This window comes from Kribbella sp. NPDC006257, assembly GCF_040613535.1.
GTDB lineage: Bacteria > Actinomycetota > Actinomycetes > Propionibacteriales > Kribbellaceae > Kribbella.
In genome coordinates, this window is sequence record NZ_JBEXSJ010000047.1 from 25977 (window position 1) to 41915 (window position 15939).

Genomic DNA, 15939 nt, shown 5'->3' on the forward strand with positions numbered 1-15939 from the left:
GCATGACATCTCAAACCTTTAATTTCCCTCGCGCCTATCTGGAGTCCGGGTACATTCCGAAGAGCTCTGGACTCCCATGTCATCGCGGGGGCGCGAGATCTTCACCTATGGATATGCACTACACGATAGCAAGACACCGATCGAGACGGTCAGTTGGTACACCGGTTGCGATGACTGTTATTACTAAGCATTAAAGCTCGCCTGTTCATGGCGATGGGTGATCGCCGGCAGTTCTGGTAACAGCAAGGAGGCCTTACCTCGAGAGGTGAGGCCCTCCTTGGCTTGTCTAGCGGCCGCCGCAGTTGGGGTTCCAGACCGGGCAGGTGGGGGGTTTGGGCTTGCCGTGGCCGCCGCCGGGGGTGGTGGGGGTGCCGGGTGGGTTGGGCGGCTGCTGGCCCTTGGAGCCGTCGGAGATGTAGAGGGTGATGGTTGCGCCCTCCGGAGCGCCGTCGCTCTGGCGGGGGCTGGTCCAGGCGACTGTTCCGGCCTGCTCGCCGGACTTCACGGTGCCGCTGGCGACCTCGACGCCGAAGCCGGCCTGCTGGAGCTTGTCGGTGGCGTCCTGCGGGGACATCCCGGTGACGGAGGGGATGTCCTTCACGTCGCCGCGGATGGTCTTGTCGTCCGGCGCGACGAAGTGGGTCGCGGGCAGCCCCTTGAGAATGCCGCGCATGGCCGCCTCCCAGATCGGTCCGGCGACCCCCGAGCCCGAGACCTCGGAGAAGCTGAGCGTGTCGCCGTCGTGGGTCTGGCCGACCAGCGACCTGGCCTTCGGATGCACGTCTGCCACGACGGCGGCGGCGGCGAACCGGTTGGAGTAGCCGGAGAACCAGACGGCCTTGTTGTCGCTGATCGTTCCGGTCTTGCCGGCCAGATCGCTACTGCCGAAGTTGAGGTGCCCACCGGTGCCGCCCGGCTGCATCACCTGGTGCAGCACATAATTCGTGCCGTCGGCCACCTGCTGGCTGATCGCCTGCCTGCACTTCGGGCCGAAGTTCCCCATCTGCTTGGCGGCGGCGTTCAGCACGCTGGTGACACCGACCGGAGTGCAGTACATGCCGCGCGCGGCGAAGGTCGCGTAGGCGTTGGCCAGGGTCAGCGGCGCGATCAGGCCGACACCCAGCGTCATGGACGGAACCTGCTCCAGGGCGGCACCGGTCTGACCGTCGTGCATGCCCAGCGCAGCGGCCACCTTGCCGACCTGGCAGAGGCCGACCTTCTGCGACAGCTGGACGAAGTAGGTGTTGGTCGACGCGCGCGCGGCGTCGACCATGGTCAGGTCACCTGACACCTTGGTGGAGTTGCTCGGATGGTAGCCAGGCGACCGGACGGTGCCGTCGCAGGTGCTGAACTTCACGTCGCCGAGGTCGATGGTCGGCGGTGAGTTGATCCGGAAGGTGAGCGGGAAGCCCTTCTGGATCGCGGCGGCGATGGTGAACGCCTTCATCGTCGAACCGTTCTGGAACCCGCCGTACCCACCGGCGTACGTCTTCTCGGTGTTGAAGTTGTACGCCGTTTCGGTCTTCTTGTCGCTGCCGTACCTGCGGCTCTGCGCCATCGCCTTGACCACGCCGGTGCCGGGTTCGACCACCGTGGTCGCAGAGACGGCTTGGTCGGTCGGTTTGCTGTTCTGGTCGATCGCCTTCTGCGCGGCGGCCTGGATCCTCGGGTCGAGACCGGTCTTGATGGTGAGGCCGGCGGTCTTGATGTAGTGCTCGGACTCTTTGGTGGTCTTGCCGAACAACTTGCTGTCGACCAGCTGGGAGATCACCCATTGGCAGTAGAACGGGTACGGACCGTTGGCGCAGCCGTTCGGGTCCTTCCTGATCTTCTTCGGGTCGATCACCGGGGTGCGGATCGCGTCGGCCGCCTGCTTGGCGGTGATGACGTTGAGTTCCTTCATCCGGTTGATCACCACGTCGCGGCGATCCTTCGAGCGCTTGGCGTAGTTCGTGGGGTCGTAGCCGGTCGGGTTCTTCACCAGGCCGGCCAGCATCGCGGCCTGCTGGAGATTGAGCTGGGAGGCGTGCACGGAGAAGTAGTGCTGGGCTGCCGCCTCGATGCCGTAGGCGCCGTCGCCGAAGTTCGCCAGGTTCAAGTACTTCTCGAGGATCTCGTCCTTGGAGAACTGCTTCTCGACGGCCACCGCGTAGCGCAGTTCGGCGATCTTCCGCTGGTACGTCTCAGCGGTCGCGGCCTTCACCTGCTCGGGAGTCTGCGCCTTCTCGATCAGGCTCAGTTTGACGAACTGCTGGGTGATGCTCGAACCGCCCTGTGAGACGCCGCCCTCGCTCTGGTTGCGGACCAGCGCGCGCAAGGTCCCCTTTGCGTCCAGGGCACCGTGCTCGTAGAACCGGTCGTCCTCGATGGAGACGATCGCCTTGCGCATGATCGGGGCGACCTGGGCCAGCTTCACCGGCACCCGGTTCTGCTCGAACAGGGTCGCGATCAAGGAGCCGTCGGCGGCGACCATCTTGGACTTCACCGCAAGTGGGTCGGTCTTCAGCTCGATCGGGAGGTCCTGCAGGGTCTCCGCCGTCTTCTCGGTGCCGAATCCGGCCAGTCCCGCGAACGGGATCGCCAGGCCGGCGGCGAGGGCGCCGGACAGCACACTCACGCCGAGGAACAGAACCACTGATTGGACGACGCCACGGTCGCCCTTCTCCCTTGCGCGCATGCGCAAAAGGGTACGTGATGCGAGAGCCACGCCGAATTCGGCAACGTGATCTACCTCACGCCAACCTGAGCGTGGCTCCAAGCGTCAGAGGACCTCAAAACAGCCCGTACTACGGCCTGCCGACGCCCGGGGCCGGCCGAATTTCATCCGAAAGGACGACGGCCGGCGAAGTCTTCAAGACTCCGCCGGCCGTCTACCGGTAGCACCCGGGCAAGCCGAGCGCCGCGTCGTACCCGGTCAGCCCGAGTACGTAGTACCGATCAAGCCGCGAACTGCCGTGCGTCCACCTGGGCCGGCTCCAGGGCCAGCTCCAGCACCTCGCGGACGTCGCTCACGGGGTGCACCGTCAGCTCCTTCAGCACCGACTCCGGCACGTCCTCCAGATCCGGTTCGTTCCGCTTCGGGATCAGGATCGTCGTGAGCCCGGCCCGGTGCGCCGCGAGCAGCTTCTGCTTCACGCCACCGATCGGCAGCACCCGTCCGGTCAGCGACACCTCACCGGTCATCGCGACCTCCGAACGGACCGGCCGTCCGGACAGCAGCGACGCGAGCGCCGTCGTCATCGTGACCCCGGCGGACGGACCGTCCTTCGGGACCGCACCGGCCGGAACGTGGATGTGCGTGTTCCGTTCGGCCAGGTCGCCGACCGGCAACCCGAGCTCCGCACCGTGCGACCGCAGGTACGACAGGGCGATCTGCGCCGACTCCTTCATCACGTCGCCGAGCTGTCCGGTCAACGTGACGCCGGTCGGGCCGGTCTCCTTGTCCGCCAGCGACGCCTCGATGAAGAGCACGTCACCACCGGCACCGGTGACGGCTAGACCCGTTGCCACACCAGGCAGCGCAGTACGTTCAGCCGAGTCCGGCGTGAACTTCGGCGTACCCAGGTAGCCCTTCAGGTCTGCCGCACTGATCGCCAGCGTCCCCAGGTCTTCACCGAGCGCCAGATTCGCAGTCACCTTCCGCAGTACGCGGGCGATGGACCGTTCGAGCTGCCGTACGCCGGCCTCCCGGGTGTACTCGCCTGCGAGCAGCCGGAGCGCCGAGTCGTCGATGCTGACCTCGTCGGCCCCCAGCCCGGCTCGGTCCAACTGCCGCGGCAGCAGGTGGTCGCGGGCGATGGTGACCTTCTCGTCCTCGGTGTAGCCGTCGAGCTGCACCAGTTCCATCCGGTCAAGCAACGGCGCGGGGATCGAGTCGAGCACGTTCGCCGTGGCCAGGAAGACAACGTCGGACAGGTCCAGCTCGACCTCCAGGTAGTGGTCCCGGAAGGTGTGGTTCTGGGCCGGGTCGAGGACCTCCAGCAGGGCGGCCGTCGGGTCACCCCGGTAGTCCGCACCCACCTTGTCGATCTCGTCCAGCAGCACCACCGGGTTCATCGAACCGGCCTCGGTGATCGCCCGGACGATCCGGCCCGGCAGCGCACCGACGTACGTCCGCCGGTGACCACGGATCTCGGCCTCGTCCCGTACGCCGCCCAGCGCGACCCGGACGAACTTCCGGCCCATCGCACGAGCCACGGACTCACCCAGCGAGGTCTTACCCACACCAGGAGGACCGACCAGAGCCAGTACTGCGCCACTGCGGCGTCCACCGACTACTCCCAGCCCACGGTCAGCCCTGCGGCGCCGTACGGCCAGGTACTCGGTGATGCGCTCCTTCACGTCGTCCAGGCCGGCGTGGTCGGCATCGAGGATCGCCCGGGCCTCACGGAGGTCGTAGCTGTCCTCACTGCGCTCGTTCCACGGCAGCTCCAGGACGGTGTCCAGCCAGGTCCGGATCCAGCCCACCTCGGGGGACTGCTCCGCCGTACGCTCCAGCTTGTCGACCTCGGCGAGTGCCGCCTTCTTCACGTGCTCGGGCAGCTCCGCAGCCTCGACACGGGCGCGGTAGTCCTCCTCTTCGGACTCGGCCTTGCCATCCAGCTCCGCGAGCTCCTTGCGGATCGCGGCCATCTGCTGGCGCAGCAGGAACTCCCGCTGCTGCTTCTCCATACCCTCCTGGACGTCCTTCTGGATCGTCTCGGAGACCTCGAGCTCGGCGAGGTGGTCCTTCACCCAGCCGATCAGCTTGGTGAGCCGCTCGGACACGTCCGGCGTCTCCAGCAGCCAGCTCTTCTGCTCGTTGGTCAGGTACGACGCGTAACCGGCCAGGTCGGACAGCTCCGCCGGGTCGTTCACCTGCTTCACGGAGTCGATGACCTGCCACGCACCACGGCGCTGCAGAACAGTGGTCACCAACTGCTTGTATTCACGGGCCAGTTCGGCCGAATTGTCGGTTGTCGTCTCGTCCAGCACCGTCGCGCCGACCCACAGAGCGGCTCCGGGACCAGTGGTCCCCGCGCCGATCAGGACCCGGCTCACGCCGCGGATGACGGCTGCCTGGGCGCCGCCCGGCAGCCGGCCGATCTGCTCGATCTCGCCGAGCGTTCCGGCCTTGGCATATTTCCCGTCCAGCCGGGGGACCAGCAGGACCTGGTCGGTCCCGGAAGCCTGCGCGGCATCGATCGCCGCCCGGGCCTCGCTGTCGGCGAGCCGCACGGGGACGACCATTCCAGGCAGGACCACGACGTCGTCGAGTGGCAGAACAGGAAGATTCAACGTCTCAGTCACGCTGTCACACCCTCTATCGGAAGATTGAGTCTGCCAGGCTCAACCACCCCCTCCACCAGGTCATTCCCCGCCCGCCACGTCGTTCGCTCAGGGTGAACCTCACCCCCCCCGTCATCGGTCCCTTGATCCCCGGCGTGTCGCCGTTCATCGGTCCCGAGAGACCAAAGCTCCTGCCGCCGACGCCCTGGTGCAACTTCGGACCGATGAGTGCCGACACGCCGGGGATCAAGGGACCGATGACCGGGGTGGGGAGGGGGTCAGGGGGTGAGGAGGTTGGCGATTGTGCGGAGGCCGGTTAGGTCGTGGACGTCGTCGGGGAGGGCGGGGACGTCGACGGTGGGGATCGAGCGGTGGCCGCGGTGGAAGCGGTCGGCCCGCTTCCGGTCGCTGACGACCTGCTGCATCTTGTCAGCGTGCAACCGCAGTACGGCGGCCGTCAGGTCCGACTTCCCGGACTCCTCGAGCTTCTCGGCGGCGGCCAGCGACCGCTCGGCCGACAGATCCGGCACGTGGGTCGTCGTCACTCGATTCAGTACTACGCCGGCCAGCGGCATCTTCTCGGCCCGCAGTCGCTCGGTGAAGTACGACGCCTCCCGCAGTGCGTCGTTCTGCGGCGCAGCGACCACCAGGAACGCCGTGTGCGGCTCACGCAGCAGGGCAACCGTCTTCTCGGCCCGCTCCCGGAATCCGCCGAACAACGTGTCGAAGGCCGCTGCGAATGTCTGTACGTCGGTCAGCACCTGTGCGCCGAGCACCTTGTTCATCACCGACATCGCCAGATTCACACCCGCCGACATCAACCTCAACGGCCCGCGCGCGGGCGCCAGCAGCAGCCGGAGGAACCGCCCTTCCAGCAGTGAGGCGAGCCGCTCGGGTGCATCGAGGAAGTCCAGCGCGGACCGCGACGGCGGCGTGTCCACCACGATCAGGTCCCAGTCGCCGGTCCGCTCGGCCTGCTTGTGCAACTGGCCGAGTTTCTCCATCGCCATGTACTCCTGCGTCCCGGCGAAGGACGACGAAAGCGCTACGTAGAAAGGGTTTGCGAGGATCTGCTGGGCCTTCTCCGGGGTGGCGTGCGCCAGTACGACGTCGTCGAACGTGCGCTTCATGTCGAGCATCATCGCGTCCAGCCGGCCGCCGTTCGCAGGGTCCACGTCGGCAACCGCACGAGGGGTGTTGTCCAACTCGGTCAACCCGAGCGACTGCGCCAACCGCCGGGCCGGGTCGATCGTCAGGACGACGACCTTCCGCCCGCGCTCGGCCGCCCGCAACCCCAACGCAGCAGCCGTTGTCGTCTTGCCCACCCCACCCGAACCGCAGGTCACGATGATCCGCGTCTCCGGATCGTCGATCAGCGAATCCAGATCCAGCTCGGTCATGGGGCCTCCCGGCCTGGACTGAGGAGTGGAGGGAGCGAAGCGACCGGAGGGACGAGGGAAGGACGGGAGCTCAGCCCCATGACCCGCCGAGCCGGAGGCGAGGCAAACAATAGAGTCATGAGCGGAGCTCCTCGGCGAGGTCGAAAAGAGCGCCGTGGTCGATGCCGTCCGGCACCAGGGCCAGCTCGGTCACCTTCTTGCCCAGGGCATCGATCCGGTCGCGGTTCTCGCGCTCCAGACCGACCCGTACGGCGTGGTCGTGCGCCTCCGCCGCCAAGGTCGCCAGCATCTCCTTACCCGCGGTGATGCCGGCCGCCCGCAGTCCGCGGGTCAGCTCCGCGACCGGGAGTTTCTCCTTCACCGCAAGGGCAAGCGTCTCGTCGTCGAGCGGACTGCGGCGGACCATGTTCACCACGATCGACCCGATCCGCAGGTCGAGGGCCTCCAGTTGCTCGACGGCATCGAGCGTCTCCTGGACCGGCATCTCCTCGAGCAGCGTGACCAGGTGCACCTGGGTTACGTCCGAACGCAGCATGCCCATGATCGCGTCCGCCTGGTTGCGGATCGGCCCCATCTTGGCCAGCCCGGCGACTTCATGGTTCACGTTCAGGAACCGGCCGATCCGCCCGGTCGGCGGCGCGTCGAGCACCACCGCGTCGTACGCGAGCCGGCCGTGCGCCTTCCGCCGGGTCGCCTCGTAGACCTTGCCGGTGAGCAGTACGTCGCGGAGTCCCGGCGCGATCGTGGTGACGAAGTCGACCGCACCCACCTTGTCGAGCGCCTTCCCGGCGCGGCCGAGGTGGTAGTACATGTCGAGGTACTCCAGCAGCGCCGCCTCGGCGTCCACCGCGAGGGCGAACACCTCACCGCCCGCGGGTCCGACGGCGATCCGGCGTTCGACGTACGGGAGCGGCGGTACGTCGAACAGCTGCGCCAGCCCCTGGCGGCCCTCGACCTCCACCAGCAGGATCCGCTTGCCCGCCTCGGCCAGGGCAAGTGCCATGGCGGCGGCCACGGTCGTCTTCCCGGTGCCGCCCTTGCCGGTCACCACATGCAGCCTCGCCATGGGGTCCAGCGTAGGACCCCCGAAATAGACACAGCCCACAGCACCGGCTGAGCCGCGCCCGTTAGAGTCCACCCCATGAAGAAGTTCGAGTACTTCACCGCGCCGCTGCTGGTCCACTCGACCAAGGAGATCCTGGACAACTTCGGCCAGGACGGCTGGGAGCTGGTCCAGGTCGTCCCGGGCATGAACCCGGAGAACCTGGTCGCCTACTTCAAGCGGGAGATCACCGAATCATGAGCCACCCCGAGGAGAAGCTCGCCGAGCTCGGCCTGAAGCTGCCCGAGGTCGCCAAACCGGTCGCCGCGTACGTGCCCGTGGTGCGCACCGGCAACCTGGTCTACACCTCCGGCCAGCTGCCGCTGCGCGAGGGCGCGCTGATCGCCACCGGCAAGAACGGCGACTCCGTGGACGCCGCCGTCGCGGTCGAGTGCGCCCAGCAGTGCGCGCTGAACGCGCTGGCCGCGATCAAGTCCGAGATCGGTGACCTGGCGAACATCACCCGGATCGTCAAGGTGGTCGCCTTCGTCGCCTCGACCCCGGATTTCACCGGTCAGCCGCAGGTCGCCAACGGCGCCTCGGAGCTGCTCGGCCAGGTCTTCGGCGAGGCCGGTCAGCACGCCCGCAGCGCGGTCGGCGTACCGGTGCTCCCGCTGGACGCCCCGGTCGAGGTCGAACTCATCGTCGAGGTCGCCTGACCCGTAGTACGGAGGAGTCGGCCGATCGAGCTGGAGGTGCATGTGCGGGATCTGAAGTCGCAACTGCTCTCCGGACGGATGGCCGCCGAGGCTCTCTCGTTCACGCGAGAGGGCCGTACTCCGGTCGGGCCGCGGGCGGCTTCGACGGTGATCCTGTTGCGGGACACCGCCCAGGGCCCTGAGGTCTACCTGCTGCGGCGGCAGCAGTCGATGGCGTTCGCCGCCGGGATGACCGTCTTTCCGGGCGGCCGGGTCGATCCGACCGATGCGAGCATCGCCGACTCCTGGTCGGGGCCTTCGCCGGAGTCCTTCGGTGAGCGCCTCGGTTGCTCGGCCGACACGGCCGCGGCGTACGTGGCAGCCGCCGTCCGGGAGACCTTCGAGGAGTCCGGTGTCCTGCTCGCCGGCCCGTCCACCGAATCGGTCGTCGAGGACACCACCGGCGACGACTGGGAGGCGGATCGGGTCGCCTTGGAGACCCGCGAACTCGGGTTCGCCGACTTCCTGCACAGACGAGGGCTGGTACTCCGTGCCGACCTCCTCGGCGCCTGGGCGCACTGGATCACGCCCGAGTTCGAGCCGAGGCGGTACGACACCGCCTTCTTCGTCGCCGCGCTTCCGGCCGGCCAGGTGACCCGCGACGTGACCTCGGAGTCCGACCAGGTCGCCTGGCTCAGGCCGGCGGACGCCGTACGGGCTGTCGAGGCCGGCGAGATGTTGATGCTGCCGCCGACGTACCTGTGTTGCCTGGACCTCAGCCCGTACGACGCGGTTGCCGATGCGCTGGCGTCGTCCGCGCACCGGGAGATCCCGGTGATCCAGCCGACGATCCGGGTCGAGGGCGACTCGGTCTATCTGGAGACGACATGACAGCCGAGGTAGTCACGCCGTACGCGACCCGCGTGCTCGCCGCCAACCCGGGGCCGATGACGCTGGACGGCACCAACACCTGGATCCTTCGGGCACCTGACGCGTCCCGGTCGGTCGTGGTCGACCCGGGGCCGATGCTCGAGGAGCACCTCCGCGCAGTGCTGGACGTAGCCGGCCAGGTGGAGATGGTGCTGCTGTCGCACGGGCACTTCGACCACTCCGAGGGCGCCGCGTGGTTCGCCGGGCAGGCCAATTGCCAGGTGCGCTCGGTCGATCCGGCGTACCGGATCCCGACCGACCATGCGCACGGGCTGGCCGAGGGTGACGTGATCACCGTCGACGGGCTGCGCATCGAGGTACTGCCGACGCCCGGTCACACGATGGACTCGGTCTGCTTCTGGCTGCCGGACGACGGGTCGCTGCTCACCGGGGACACGGTGCTCGGCCGCGGTACGTCGGTGGTCGCGCACCCGGATGGTGCCTTGGGCCCCTATCTGGAGTCGCTGGAAAGCCTTCGTGCGTTCGCGAGTTCGGCCGCCGGGGTCGAGCGGCTGCTGCCCGGTCATGGTCCGGTGATCGATGACGCCGGTGCCGTGCTGTCGTTCTACCTCAAGCACCGCCGCGAACGGCTCGACCAGGTCCGCCAGGCCGTTGCCGACGGCCACAAGACGCCCGAGGCGATCGTGGCCCACGTCTACGCCGACGTGGACCCGATCCTCTGGCCGGCCGCCGAACGCTCGGTCCGCGCCCAGCTGGACTACTTGAACAGTTAGCGGGCGCGGCGCTGGAGGCGGTCGACGTCGAGGAGGACTACTGAGCGGGGCTCGAGGCGGACCCAGCCGCGGGAGGCGAAGTCGGCCAGGGCCTTGTTGACGGTTTCGCGGGAGGCGCCGACGAGCTGGGCGAGCTCCTCCTGGGTGAGGTCGTGGTGGACGTGCACGCCGTCGTCCGCGGTCCGGCCGAAGCGGCTGGCCAGGTCGAGCAGAGCCTTGGCGACGCGGCCCGGTACGTCGGAGAAGACCAGGTCGGCGACGACGTCGGAGACCTTGCGGAGCCGGGAGGCGAGCTGGAGCAGAAGGCCACGGGCCACCGCGGGGCGGCCGTCCAGCCAGCGGAGCAGCTCGTCGTGGGTCAGCGACATCATCGCGGCGTCGGTGACGGCGGTGACGGTCGCGGACCGCGGGCCCGGGTCGAACAGGGAGAGTTCGCCGAACATCTGGCCGGGGCCGAGCACCGCGATCAGGTTCTCCCGGCCGTCGGCGGAGGTCCGGCCGAGCTTGACCTTGCCCTCGGTCATCACATAGAGCCGGTCGCCGGAGTCGCCTTCGTGGAACAGCACCTGGCCGCGGCGCAGCCGGCTCTCGGTCATCGACGAGGCCAGCGCCTCGGCCGCGTCGTCGTCGAGCTGACTGAACAGCGGTGCCTGTCGGAGCACTGCGGCGTCCACGAATGGGCCTCCTCGGACCTAAACCACGTACGTTCGGACCAGCTTCACGCCGGCCCGGCACCAGGTCATTTCCACCCGGTCGCCCCAAAACCGTAGCCCCTCGGGTAGCAGAACCGCCACGTAGGCCTGTCGGGACGCGCCGGAAGGGCCTCCCAGGCGCTAACCGGTGACGTCCAGAGCGGTCCCGTAGAGGCGGCTGACCTTCAGCCTGATGACAAGTCGGCGCTCGGCGACCAGTTGGTCGAAGAAGGCCCTGCCGAGACCGGCCTGGGCGTCGGCAGGCAGCATGCCGAGCAGTTCCTTGCCGGTGGCATCACCGGGCGTCGTGGTGACGTCGGAGAGCTCGGCCTCCCCTTCGGCGACCGCGAAGGACCAATGATCGGGAGCCGAAACGTGCAGCGCGGCCCGCGGATCGTTCCGCAGTTGCTTCACCTTGATGCGGTCGGCCGTGGTGGAGAACCGGACGATCCGGGCCGCCGGATCCCAGCTGTAGAGCATCGTCGTCAGGTGGGGGTGGCCGCTGCGCTTGTTGGTCGCCAGTACGCCGAACTGTTGGCCGGCGAGCAGAGCGGACAGGGCGTCGTCCGCAAGCACGCGGGGCGCCGGACCGCCTTGGTCGTCAGTCATACGTCTCCGAGGTTTGATCGGCAAGCCAGTTGCCGTGGAACCCGTACGGGACTCGGACGGGGAGATGGATCGCTGCCACCGGCGGTGCGGCCAGATCGGTGGCATCGAGGATGACCAGGTCGCTCTTGCCGGTGCCGGCGTCGTAAACGTAGGTCATCAGCCAGCCGTCGCCGCCGGGGCGGTCATCGGCCGGGACGAAGGCGGCCTCGCCCGGCGTACGGCCAGGTCCGAACTCGTGGGAGCTGACCGCGTCGTCGCGCAGGTCGTAGCGAACCACGGCGCCACCGGTAGGAGTCCGGGAGACGGTGGCGTGGCCGAAGCGGGTGTCGAGCCCGGCGAGCCGGTCATCGATCCGGGGGAACTCAGCCGCCCGGTCGTGGAGCTGTTGCTCGCCAACGGTGCCGGTCGTCAGATCGATGGTCCAGCGCCACAGCGTCGCCTGGTGGGATTCCTTGCTGTCCTTGCGGAACAGGTCCCGGTAGCGCATGACGTGCAGGACGATCTGCTCGTGGCCGTCCGCCCCGATCTGGTCGTGCGCATTGAGGGTGTGGAAGACATAGCAGGGATCGATCGCGAACCAGCGCACTTCGCCGTACGGGTCGTCGCGCCGGAGCACGCCGAGACGTGCGCCGTAGCCGTCGTTCCAGCGGAAGGGCATCCCGCTGCCGGATCGTGCCGTCTCCAGGTCGAAGACGACCGGCAGGTCCATGAAGATGACGTGCCCGGCGGACAGGTTGAAGTCGTGGTTCATCGTGGCGGCCGGAACGTCGATCGGCCGGCTGATCACCAGCTCCCCGGTCGCGTCGGCGCGGTGATAGGTCAGGTACGGCGCGGTCAGGCTGTAGCCGAAGAAGTGCAGCTCACCAGTCGTCGGGCAGGTCTTCGGGTGCGCGGTCATTGCCGTCCGCAACTTTCCGTCGAAGTCGTAGGAGCCCACGGTGTCCAGCTCACGGGTGAGCTCGTAGGGGTAGGAGGACTCGACCAGGGCCAGCGTGCGACCGGCATGCCGTACGACGTGTGTGTTCGCGACGCCGGCCGTCAGATCCAGGTTTCCTTCGGTGTCGTTGACCTTCGCGCCGTCGGTGAAGGTCGAGGTGCGAACCCAGCAGTTGCGGTAGGAGACCGCCCGGCCGGCTTCGATCCGGACGCCGTGGATCATGCCGTCGCCGAAGAACCAGTGGCCGCTGGCGGCGTCGTGCGGGTTGGGGCCGTTGCGCAGGTACCAGCCGGTCAGTTCGGGCGGGATCTGGCCGGTCACCGGCAGGTCGTAGGCGGTGAGTTCGGTCTCGACCGGTGCGTAGTTGCCGGCCAGATGCGGTGCTGTCGCGGTCTGCACGGGACTCTCCTTCAGCGAGTGCGGAGCTGGGCGGCCTTGGCCTGGATGTGGGCCACGTAGCGGAGGGTGAAGACCATCGGTACGACGAACGCGGCGATCTGGACGATCGTGCGGACGGTCGAGCCGGAGTGCGCGAGGCCGGCGAGGGCGATCGCGCCCGCGGCGAAGCAGCCGGTCCAGACGGCGGTGATGATCACGTTGGTCCGGATGAACAGCGGCTGGTCCCAGAACTCACGAGGCGTGGTCTGCTTGGCGATCCCGAGCGTGAACGGCTTCCGCACGGCCAGCGAGAGCCCGGCGATGAGGGCGAGCGCGGCCGAGGACAGCGCCGGCGTGTAGGGGTGTAGTCCGCTGTCCGGAGAGACGAAGGCGACCACGGTGATGACGGCGAAGAACACGGCCGAACCGAGCTCGATGATCTGGGCGTCGAGGCCGCGGCCGGCCCGGGTCTGCTGGGCGATCAACGCGATCGAGAGGACCAGTGCGATCAGTGCGGCCCAGTTCCAGTGGGCAGACGGAATGACCGCGTAGACGATCCACGGGGCGAAGGTCCGCAAGTACGACATGAGGAGGGTGCTCCTAGCTGATTCGGTATTCCAATCTCGACATGTCAAAACTAGAACGTCCGTACTAGACATGTCAACAGTGGAATGTAGGATGGGCGGCATGAGCCTGCGACACGCCCTGCTCGGGCTGCTGGTCGACCGTCCGGCCAGTGGTTACGACCTGCTGAAGACCTTCGACACCTCGCTCGCCAACGTCTGGCCTGCCACCCAGAGCCAGCTGTACGGCGAGCTCAGCAAGCTGGCCGACAGCGGATTGATCACTGTCTCGGAGCAGGGTCCACGTGGCCGTAAGGAATACACGCTCACCGATTCCGGCCTGGCAGAGCTTCGCCACTGGCTGACCGAGACCGAGCCGCAGCGCACCCGCAGCGACGTGCTGCTCCGCGTGTTCTTCCTCGGCGTCCTCGCCCCGGACCAGGCCCGCGCCTACCTCGACGGCCAGGCCGCCCGGGCGGCCGAGCTGCACGCCGAGCTCAAGGCCATCGACGAAGCGATCGACTGGGACGACGGCGACCTGTCCGTCTACGGCCACATCGCCCTCGAGTACGGCCAGCGCCTCGCCGCCATGCAACAGGAGTGGGCCCAATGGGCCCGCACCCAGGTCAAACCTGGCTGAGGGCCCACGCGGATCAGAAGAGCGGCAGAAGCTCCGATCCGATCGTGTAGTAGCCGGAGGCGGTCACGTAGTCGAAGGCATCGATGGAGGCCTCGTTGTGCGACGAGCCCCGGAGCCAGGTCAGCTCTTCGTACTTCGCGATGCCGCCGGAGTACTTTCCGACCGCCTGGATGCAGGTGGTCCAGACATAGGTGTCGTCCCGGAGGTAGATGGTGCGGGATTTCCATTCGGACGTGTGGTTGACGAACTCCGACCACACGTAGTCGCCGGCGGCAAGGCGCAGCGTGCGCTGGACGCAGGCCTGCGGAGAACCGACCGGTGCGTCGTAGGCCAGATACTGGCTCTTCTCGTTGTAGGCCGGCGGGTAGTAGGCGAACGCCGGCGGTGCCGCGAAGCCGGCTGCCGTGCCGAGCAGGGCGGTGGTCGTCAGGAACTTGGTCAGAAGGCGCATGGGAGTCCTGTCTCAGAAGTCGTTGAGGTGGTCTTGCGCCCAGGTGGCGAAGGGGCGGGCGGGGTGGCCGGTGAGTTCTTCGACGGTGTTCGTCAGCTGGACGGGCTTGCCGTCATTGGACTTCCACCAGTCGAGAAGCGCGTCGGCGTACAGGGCAGGGATGTAGTCGGCCATCTCCTTCTTCCATTCGTCGGGAGTGACCTGGTTGACGGTGATGGGACGCCCGATGGCGGTAGAGAGCTGGTCGATCTGCTCGGCGAAGGTCAGCGACTCGGGTCCGCTGAGGACGTACTCCCGCTGCTGGAGCTGCGGATCGGTCAGTACTGCGAAGGCGGCCTCGGCGATGTCCTGTTCGTGGATCGGATCGTTGTGGGAGCCGGGAAACGGCAGGCTCACCGGCCGCCCGGACTTGATCGGCCAGGCCCAGGCGCCGGCATTGCCGGCGAACGATCCCGGCCGCAGGATCGTCGAAGCGATCGGAGCGGATCGGACCGCGTTCTCGACGTCCAGGTGCGACTTCGCCAGGTGGTCGACGGTGGCGTTCGGTCCGAGCACGGCCGCGGTCGACAGTACGACGATGTGCCGTACGCCGGCCGCGACCGCCTCGGCGACGAACTCGGTGATGTGCGCCGGTTCGGCGTACAGGAAGACGGAGCCGACGCCGGTCAGGGCGGCCGCGAAGGTCACCGGGTCGGTCAGGTCCAGCGGGACCGTCTCGACGCCCGGTGGTGGTTCGAGTTTGCCGGGATCGGAGGAGCCGACCCGGACGGAGTGATTGTGCTCGGTCAGCAGGCCGGTCAGCTGAGTGGCAACCGCGCCGCGGCCGCCGGTGACGAGAATCATCGAGGAGTCCCTTCGGGTCTGACGAACGGAGTTCGTCACGAACGTTGTTCGGTAGTAGGGTCGGCGGCTATGAATGCTGAACCAGTCAGTCGTCGAGCCCGGCCGGCCAAGGCGCCGCTCAGCCGGGACGTGATCGTGCGGACGGGTCTGGAGGTGCTGGACCGCGAGGGCCTGGACGCGTTGACCATGCGCCGGGTGGCCCAGGTGCTCGACACCGGCGCAGCCTCGCTCTACGTCTACGTGGAGAACCGGGACGACCTGATGGCCGCCATGCTCGACGAGGCGTTAGGCCGGGTCGCGCTGCCGACGGATGGGTCGTGGCAGGAGCAGTTGCAGACGCTGGTCGCCAACTCGATCGACGCGATGAGCCGGCACGAAGGGCTGGCGCTGGTCGCCCTCGGTGGGATCCCGACCGGCCTCAACGCCCTGCTCGTGATGGACCGGATGCTCACGATCTTCAAGGAGGGTGGCGTCGACGACACGACGGCCGCCTGGGCGGTCGACCTGCTCTACCTGCACATCACCGCCGCCGGCGCCGAGCAGGCCGCCTACAACACCAGGAAGCTGACGCCGGCGGAGCACATCGCCGAGGTCCGCCGCCGGTACGCCGAACTGCCGGCCGACCGCTATCCGATGGTCACCACGATGGGCGACGCGCTGTTCTCGGCCGGCGACCGGGACCGCTGGGCGATCCAGGTGCTGGTCAACGGCATCCTCGCCACCGCGGCTCATCCGGTGCCCTGATGATCGGTAC

Annotated in this window: 16 protein-coding genes; 6 read left to right on the top strand and 10 right to left on the bottom strand. The window is 67.9% G+C overall.

Going from position 1 to position 15939, the window contains the following annotated elements; all coding sequences use genetic code 11:
* Window positions 1–286 precede the first annotated feature (286 nt).
* The 4 genes from ABZ004_RS36430 to ABZ004_RS36445 form a co-directional block, all read right to left on the bottom strand.
* Window positions 287–2677, bottom strand: coding sequence for a penicillin-binding protein (locus ABZ004_RS36430; RefSeq protein WP_355686258.1), 2391 nt, complete (start codon window positions 2675–2677; stop codon window positions 287–289).
* A gap of 260 nt (window positions 2678–2937) precedes the next feature.
* Entirely contained in the window at window positions 2938–5289 is a 2352-nt protein-coding gene (gene lon / locus ABZ004_RS36435) for an endopeptidase La (protein ID WP_355686259.1), read from the bottom strand.
* A gap of 257 nt (window positions 5290–5546) precedes the next feature.
* Window positions 5547–6668 carry an ArsA family ATPase gene (locus tag ABZ004_RS36440; protein WP_355686261.1) on the bottom strand — a complete coding sequence of 374 codons (1122 nt, stop codon included), beginning with the start codon at window positions 6666–6668 and terminating at the stop codon, window positions 5547–5549.
* A gap of 115 nt (window positions 6669–6783) precedes the next feature.
* Window positions 6784–7734 carry an ArsA-related P-loop ATPase gene (locus tag ABZ004_RS36445; protein ID WP_355686263.1) on the bottom strand — a complete coding sequence of 317 codons (951 nt, stop codon included), beginning with the start codon at window positions 7732–7734 and terminating at the stop codon, window positions 6784–6786.
* A gap of 75 nt (window positions 7735–7809) precedes the next feature.
* Here ABZ004_RS36445 and ABZ004_RS36450 point away from each other — a divergent pair, with 75 nt between their 5' ends.
* The 4 genes from ABZ004_RS36450 to ABZ004_RS36465 are packed head-to-tail and all read left to right on the top strand — an operon-like array spanning window position 7810 to window position 10072.
* On the top strand, window positions 7810–7971 hold the full coding sequence (locus tag ABZ004_RS36450) for a DUF4177 domain-containing protein (protein WP_185442327.1): 162 nt from the start codon (window positions 7810–7812) through the stop codon (window positions 7969–7971).
* Window positions 7968–8429, top strand: a complete 462-nt coding sequence (locus tag ABZ004_RS36455; protein WP_355686265.1) for a RidA family protein — start codon at window positions 7968–7970, stop codon at window positions 8427–8429. The genes ABZ004_RS36450 and ABZ004_RS36455 overlap by 4 nt, the downstream gene beginning before the upstream one ends.
* A 42-nt stretch (window positions 8430–8471) precedes the next feature.
* Entirely contained in the window at window positions 8472–9299 is an 828-nt protein-coding gene (locus ABZ004_RS36460; RefSeq protein ID WP_355686267.1) for an NUDIX hydrolase, read from the top strand.
* A complete protein-coding gene (locus ABZ004_RS36465) occupies window positions 9296–10072 on the top strand; it encodes an MBL fold metallo-hydrolase (protein ID WP_355686269.1) in 777 nt (258 codons plus the stop codon). Before ABZ004_RS36460 ends, ABZ004_RS36465 begins: the two co-directional genes overlap by 4 nt.
* On the opposite strand, the gene ABZ004_RS36470 is transcribed toward ABZ004_RS36465, so the two are convergent.
* The 4 genes from ABZ004_RS36470 to ABZ004_RS36485 all read right to left on the bottom strand — a co-directional run bounded on the left by ABZ004_RS36470 (window position 10069) and on the right by ABZ004_RS36485 (window position 13275).
* Complete coding sequence (locus ABZ004_RS36470) at window positions 10069–10746, bottom strand: Crp/Fnr family transcriptional regulator (protein ID WP_185442333.1); 678 nt, start codon at window positions 10744–10746, stop codon at window positions 10069–10071. The two genes, ABZ004_RS36465 and ABZ004_RS36470, sit on opposite strands and share 4 nt — an antisense overlap.
* A 159-nt stretch (window positions 10747–10905) precedes the next feature.
* The gene (locus tag ABZ004_RS36475; protein ID WP_355686271.1) at window positions 10906–11373 is read right to left on the bottom strand and encodes a TIGR03618 family F420-dependent PPOX class oxidoreductase; all 468 of its coding nucleotides are present in this window, start codon (window positions 11371–11373) and stop codon (window positions 10906–10908) included.
* Entirely contained in the window at window positions 11366–12709 is a 1344-nt protein-coding gene (locus ABZ004_RS36480; RefSeq protein WP_355686273.1) for a carotenoid oxygenase family protein, read from the bottom strand. The genes ABZ004_RS36475 and ABZ004_RS36480 overlap by 8 nt, the downstream gene beginning before the upstream one ends.
* A gap of 11 nt (window positions 12710–12720) precedes the next feature.
* The gene (locus ABZ004_RS36485) at window positions 12721–13275 is read right to left on the bottom strand and encodes a hypothetical protein (protein WP_355686274.1); all 555 of its coding nucleotides are present in this window, start codon (window positions 13273–13275) and stop codon (window positions 12721–12723) included.
* 100 nt (window positions 13276–13375) lie between these two features.
* On the opposite strand from ABZ004_RS36485, the gene ABZ004_RS36490 reads away from it, so the two are divergent.
* Window positions 13376–13891: a PadR family transcriptional regulator gene (locus tag ABZ004_RS36490; RefSeq protein ID WP_355686276.1), complete on the top strand. Its 516-nt coding sequence runs from the start codon at window positions 13376–13378 to the stop codon at window positions 13889–13891.
* Window positions 13892–13904: 13 nt separating this feature from the next.
* Here the strand turns inward: ABZ004_RS36490 and ABZ004_RS36495 are convergent, their stop codons facing one another.
* Complete coding sequence (locus ABZ004_RS36495; RefSeq protein WP_355686278.1) at window positions 13905–14342, bottom strand: hypothetical protein; 438 nt, start codon at window positions 14340–14342, stop codon at window positions 13905–13907.
* Window positions 14343–14354: 12 nt separating this feature from the next.
* A complete protein-coding gene (locus ABZ004_RS36500) occupies window positions 14355–15185 on the bottom strand; it encodes an NAD(P)H-binding protein (protein WP_355686280.1) in 831 nt (276 codons plus the stop codon).
* Window positions 15186–15254: 69 nt separating this feature from the next.
* On the opposite strand from ABZ004_RS36500, the gene ABZ004_RS36505 reads away from it, so the two are divergent.
* Window positions 15255–15929: a TetR/AcrR family transcriptional regulator C-terminal domain-containing protein gene (locus tag ABZ004_RS36505; protein ID WP_355686282.1), complete on the top strand. Its 675-nt coding sequence runs from the start codon at window positions 15255–15257 to the stop codon at window positions 15927–15929.
* Window positions 15930–15939: the final 10 nt, after the last annotated feature.

Excerpts from the sequence above, each read along its gene's own strand:
- ABZ004_RS36430 (WP_355686258.1), bottom strand. The coding sequence starts at position 2,677 with ATGCGCGCAAGGGAGAAGGGCGACCGTGGCGTCGTCCAATCAGTGGTT.
- ABZ004_RS36440 (WP_355686261.1), bottom strand. The coding sequence starts at position 6,668 with ATGACCGAGCTGGATCTGGATTCGCTGATCGACGATCCGGAGACGCGG.
- ABZ004_RS36445 (WP_355686263.1), bottom strand. The coding sequence starts at position 7,734 with ATGGCGAGGCTGCATGTGGTGACCGGCAAGGGCGGCACCGGGAAGACG.
- ABZ004_RS36450 (WP_185442327.1), top strand. The coding sequence starts at position 7,810 with ATGAAGAAGTTCGAGTACTTCACCGCGCCGCTGCTGGTCCACTCGACC.
- ABZ004_RS36455 (WP_355686265.1), top strand. The coding sequence starts at position 7,968 with ATGAGCCACCCCGAGGAGAAGCTCGCCGAGCTCGGCCTGAAGCTGCCC.
- ABZ004_RS36465 (WP_355686269.1), top strand. The coding sequence starts at position 9,296 with ATGACAGCCGAGGTAGTCACGCCGTACGCGACCCGCGTGCTCGCCGCC.
- ABZ004_RS36475 (WP_355686271.1), bottom strand. The coding sequence starts at position 11,373 with ATGACTGACGACCAAGGCGGTCCGGCGCCCCGCGTGCTTGCGGACGAC.
- ABZ004_RS36485 (WP_355686274.1), bottom strand. The coding sequence starts at position 13,275 with ATGTCGTACTTGCGGACCTTCGCCCCGTGGATCGTCTACGCGGTCATT.
- ABZ004_RS36490 (WP_355686276.1), top strand. The coding sequence starts at position 13,376 with ATGAGCCTGCGACACGCCCTGCTCGGGCTGCTGGTCGACCGTCCGGCC.
- ABZ004_RS36495 (WP_355686278.1), bottom strand. The coding sequence starts at position 14,342 with ATGCGCCTTCTGACCAAGTTCCTGACGACCACCGCCCTGCTCGGCACG.
- ABZ004_RS36500 (WP_355686280.1), bottom strand. The coding sequence starts at position 15,185 with ATGATTCTCGTCACCGGCGGCCGCGGCGCGGTTGCCACTCAGCTGACC.
- ABZ004_RS36505 (WP_355686282.1), top strand. The coding sequence starts at position 15,255 with ATGAATGCTGAACCAGTCAGTCGTCGAGCCCGGCCGGCCAAGGCGCCG.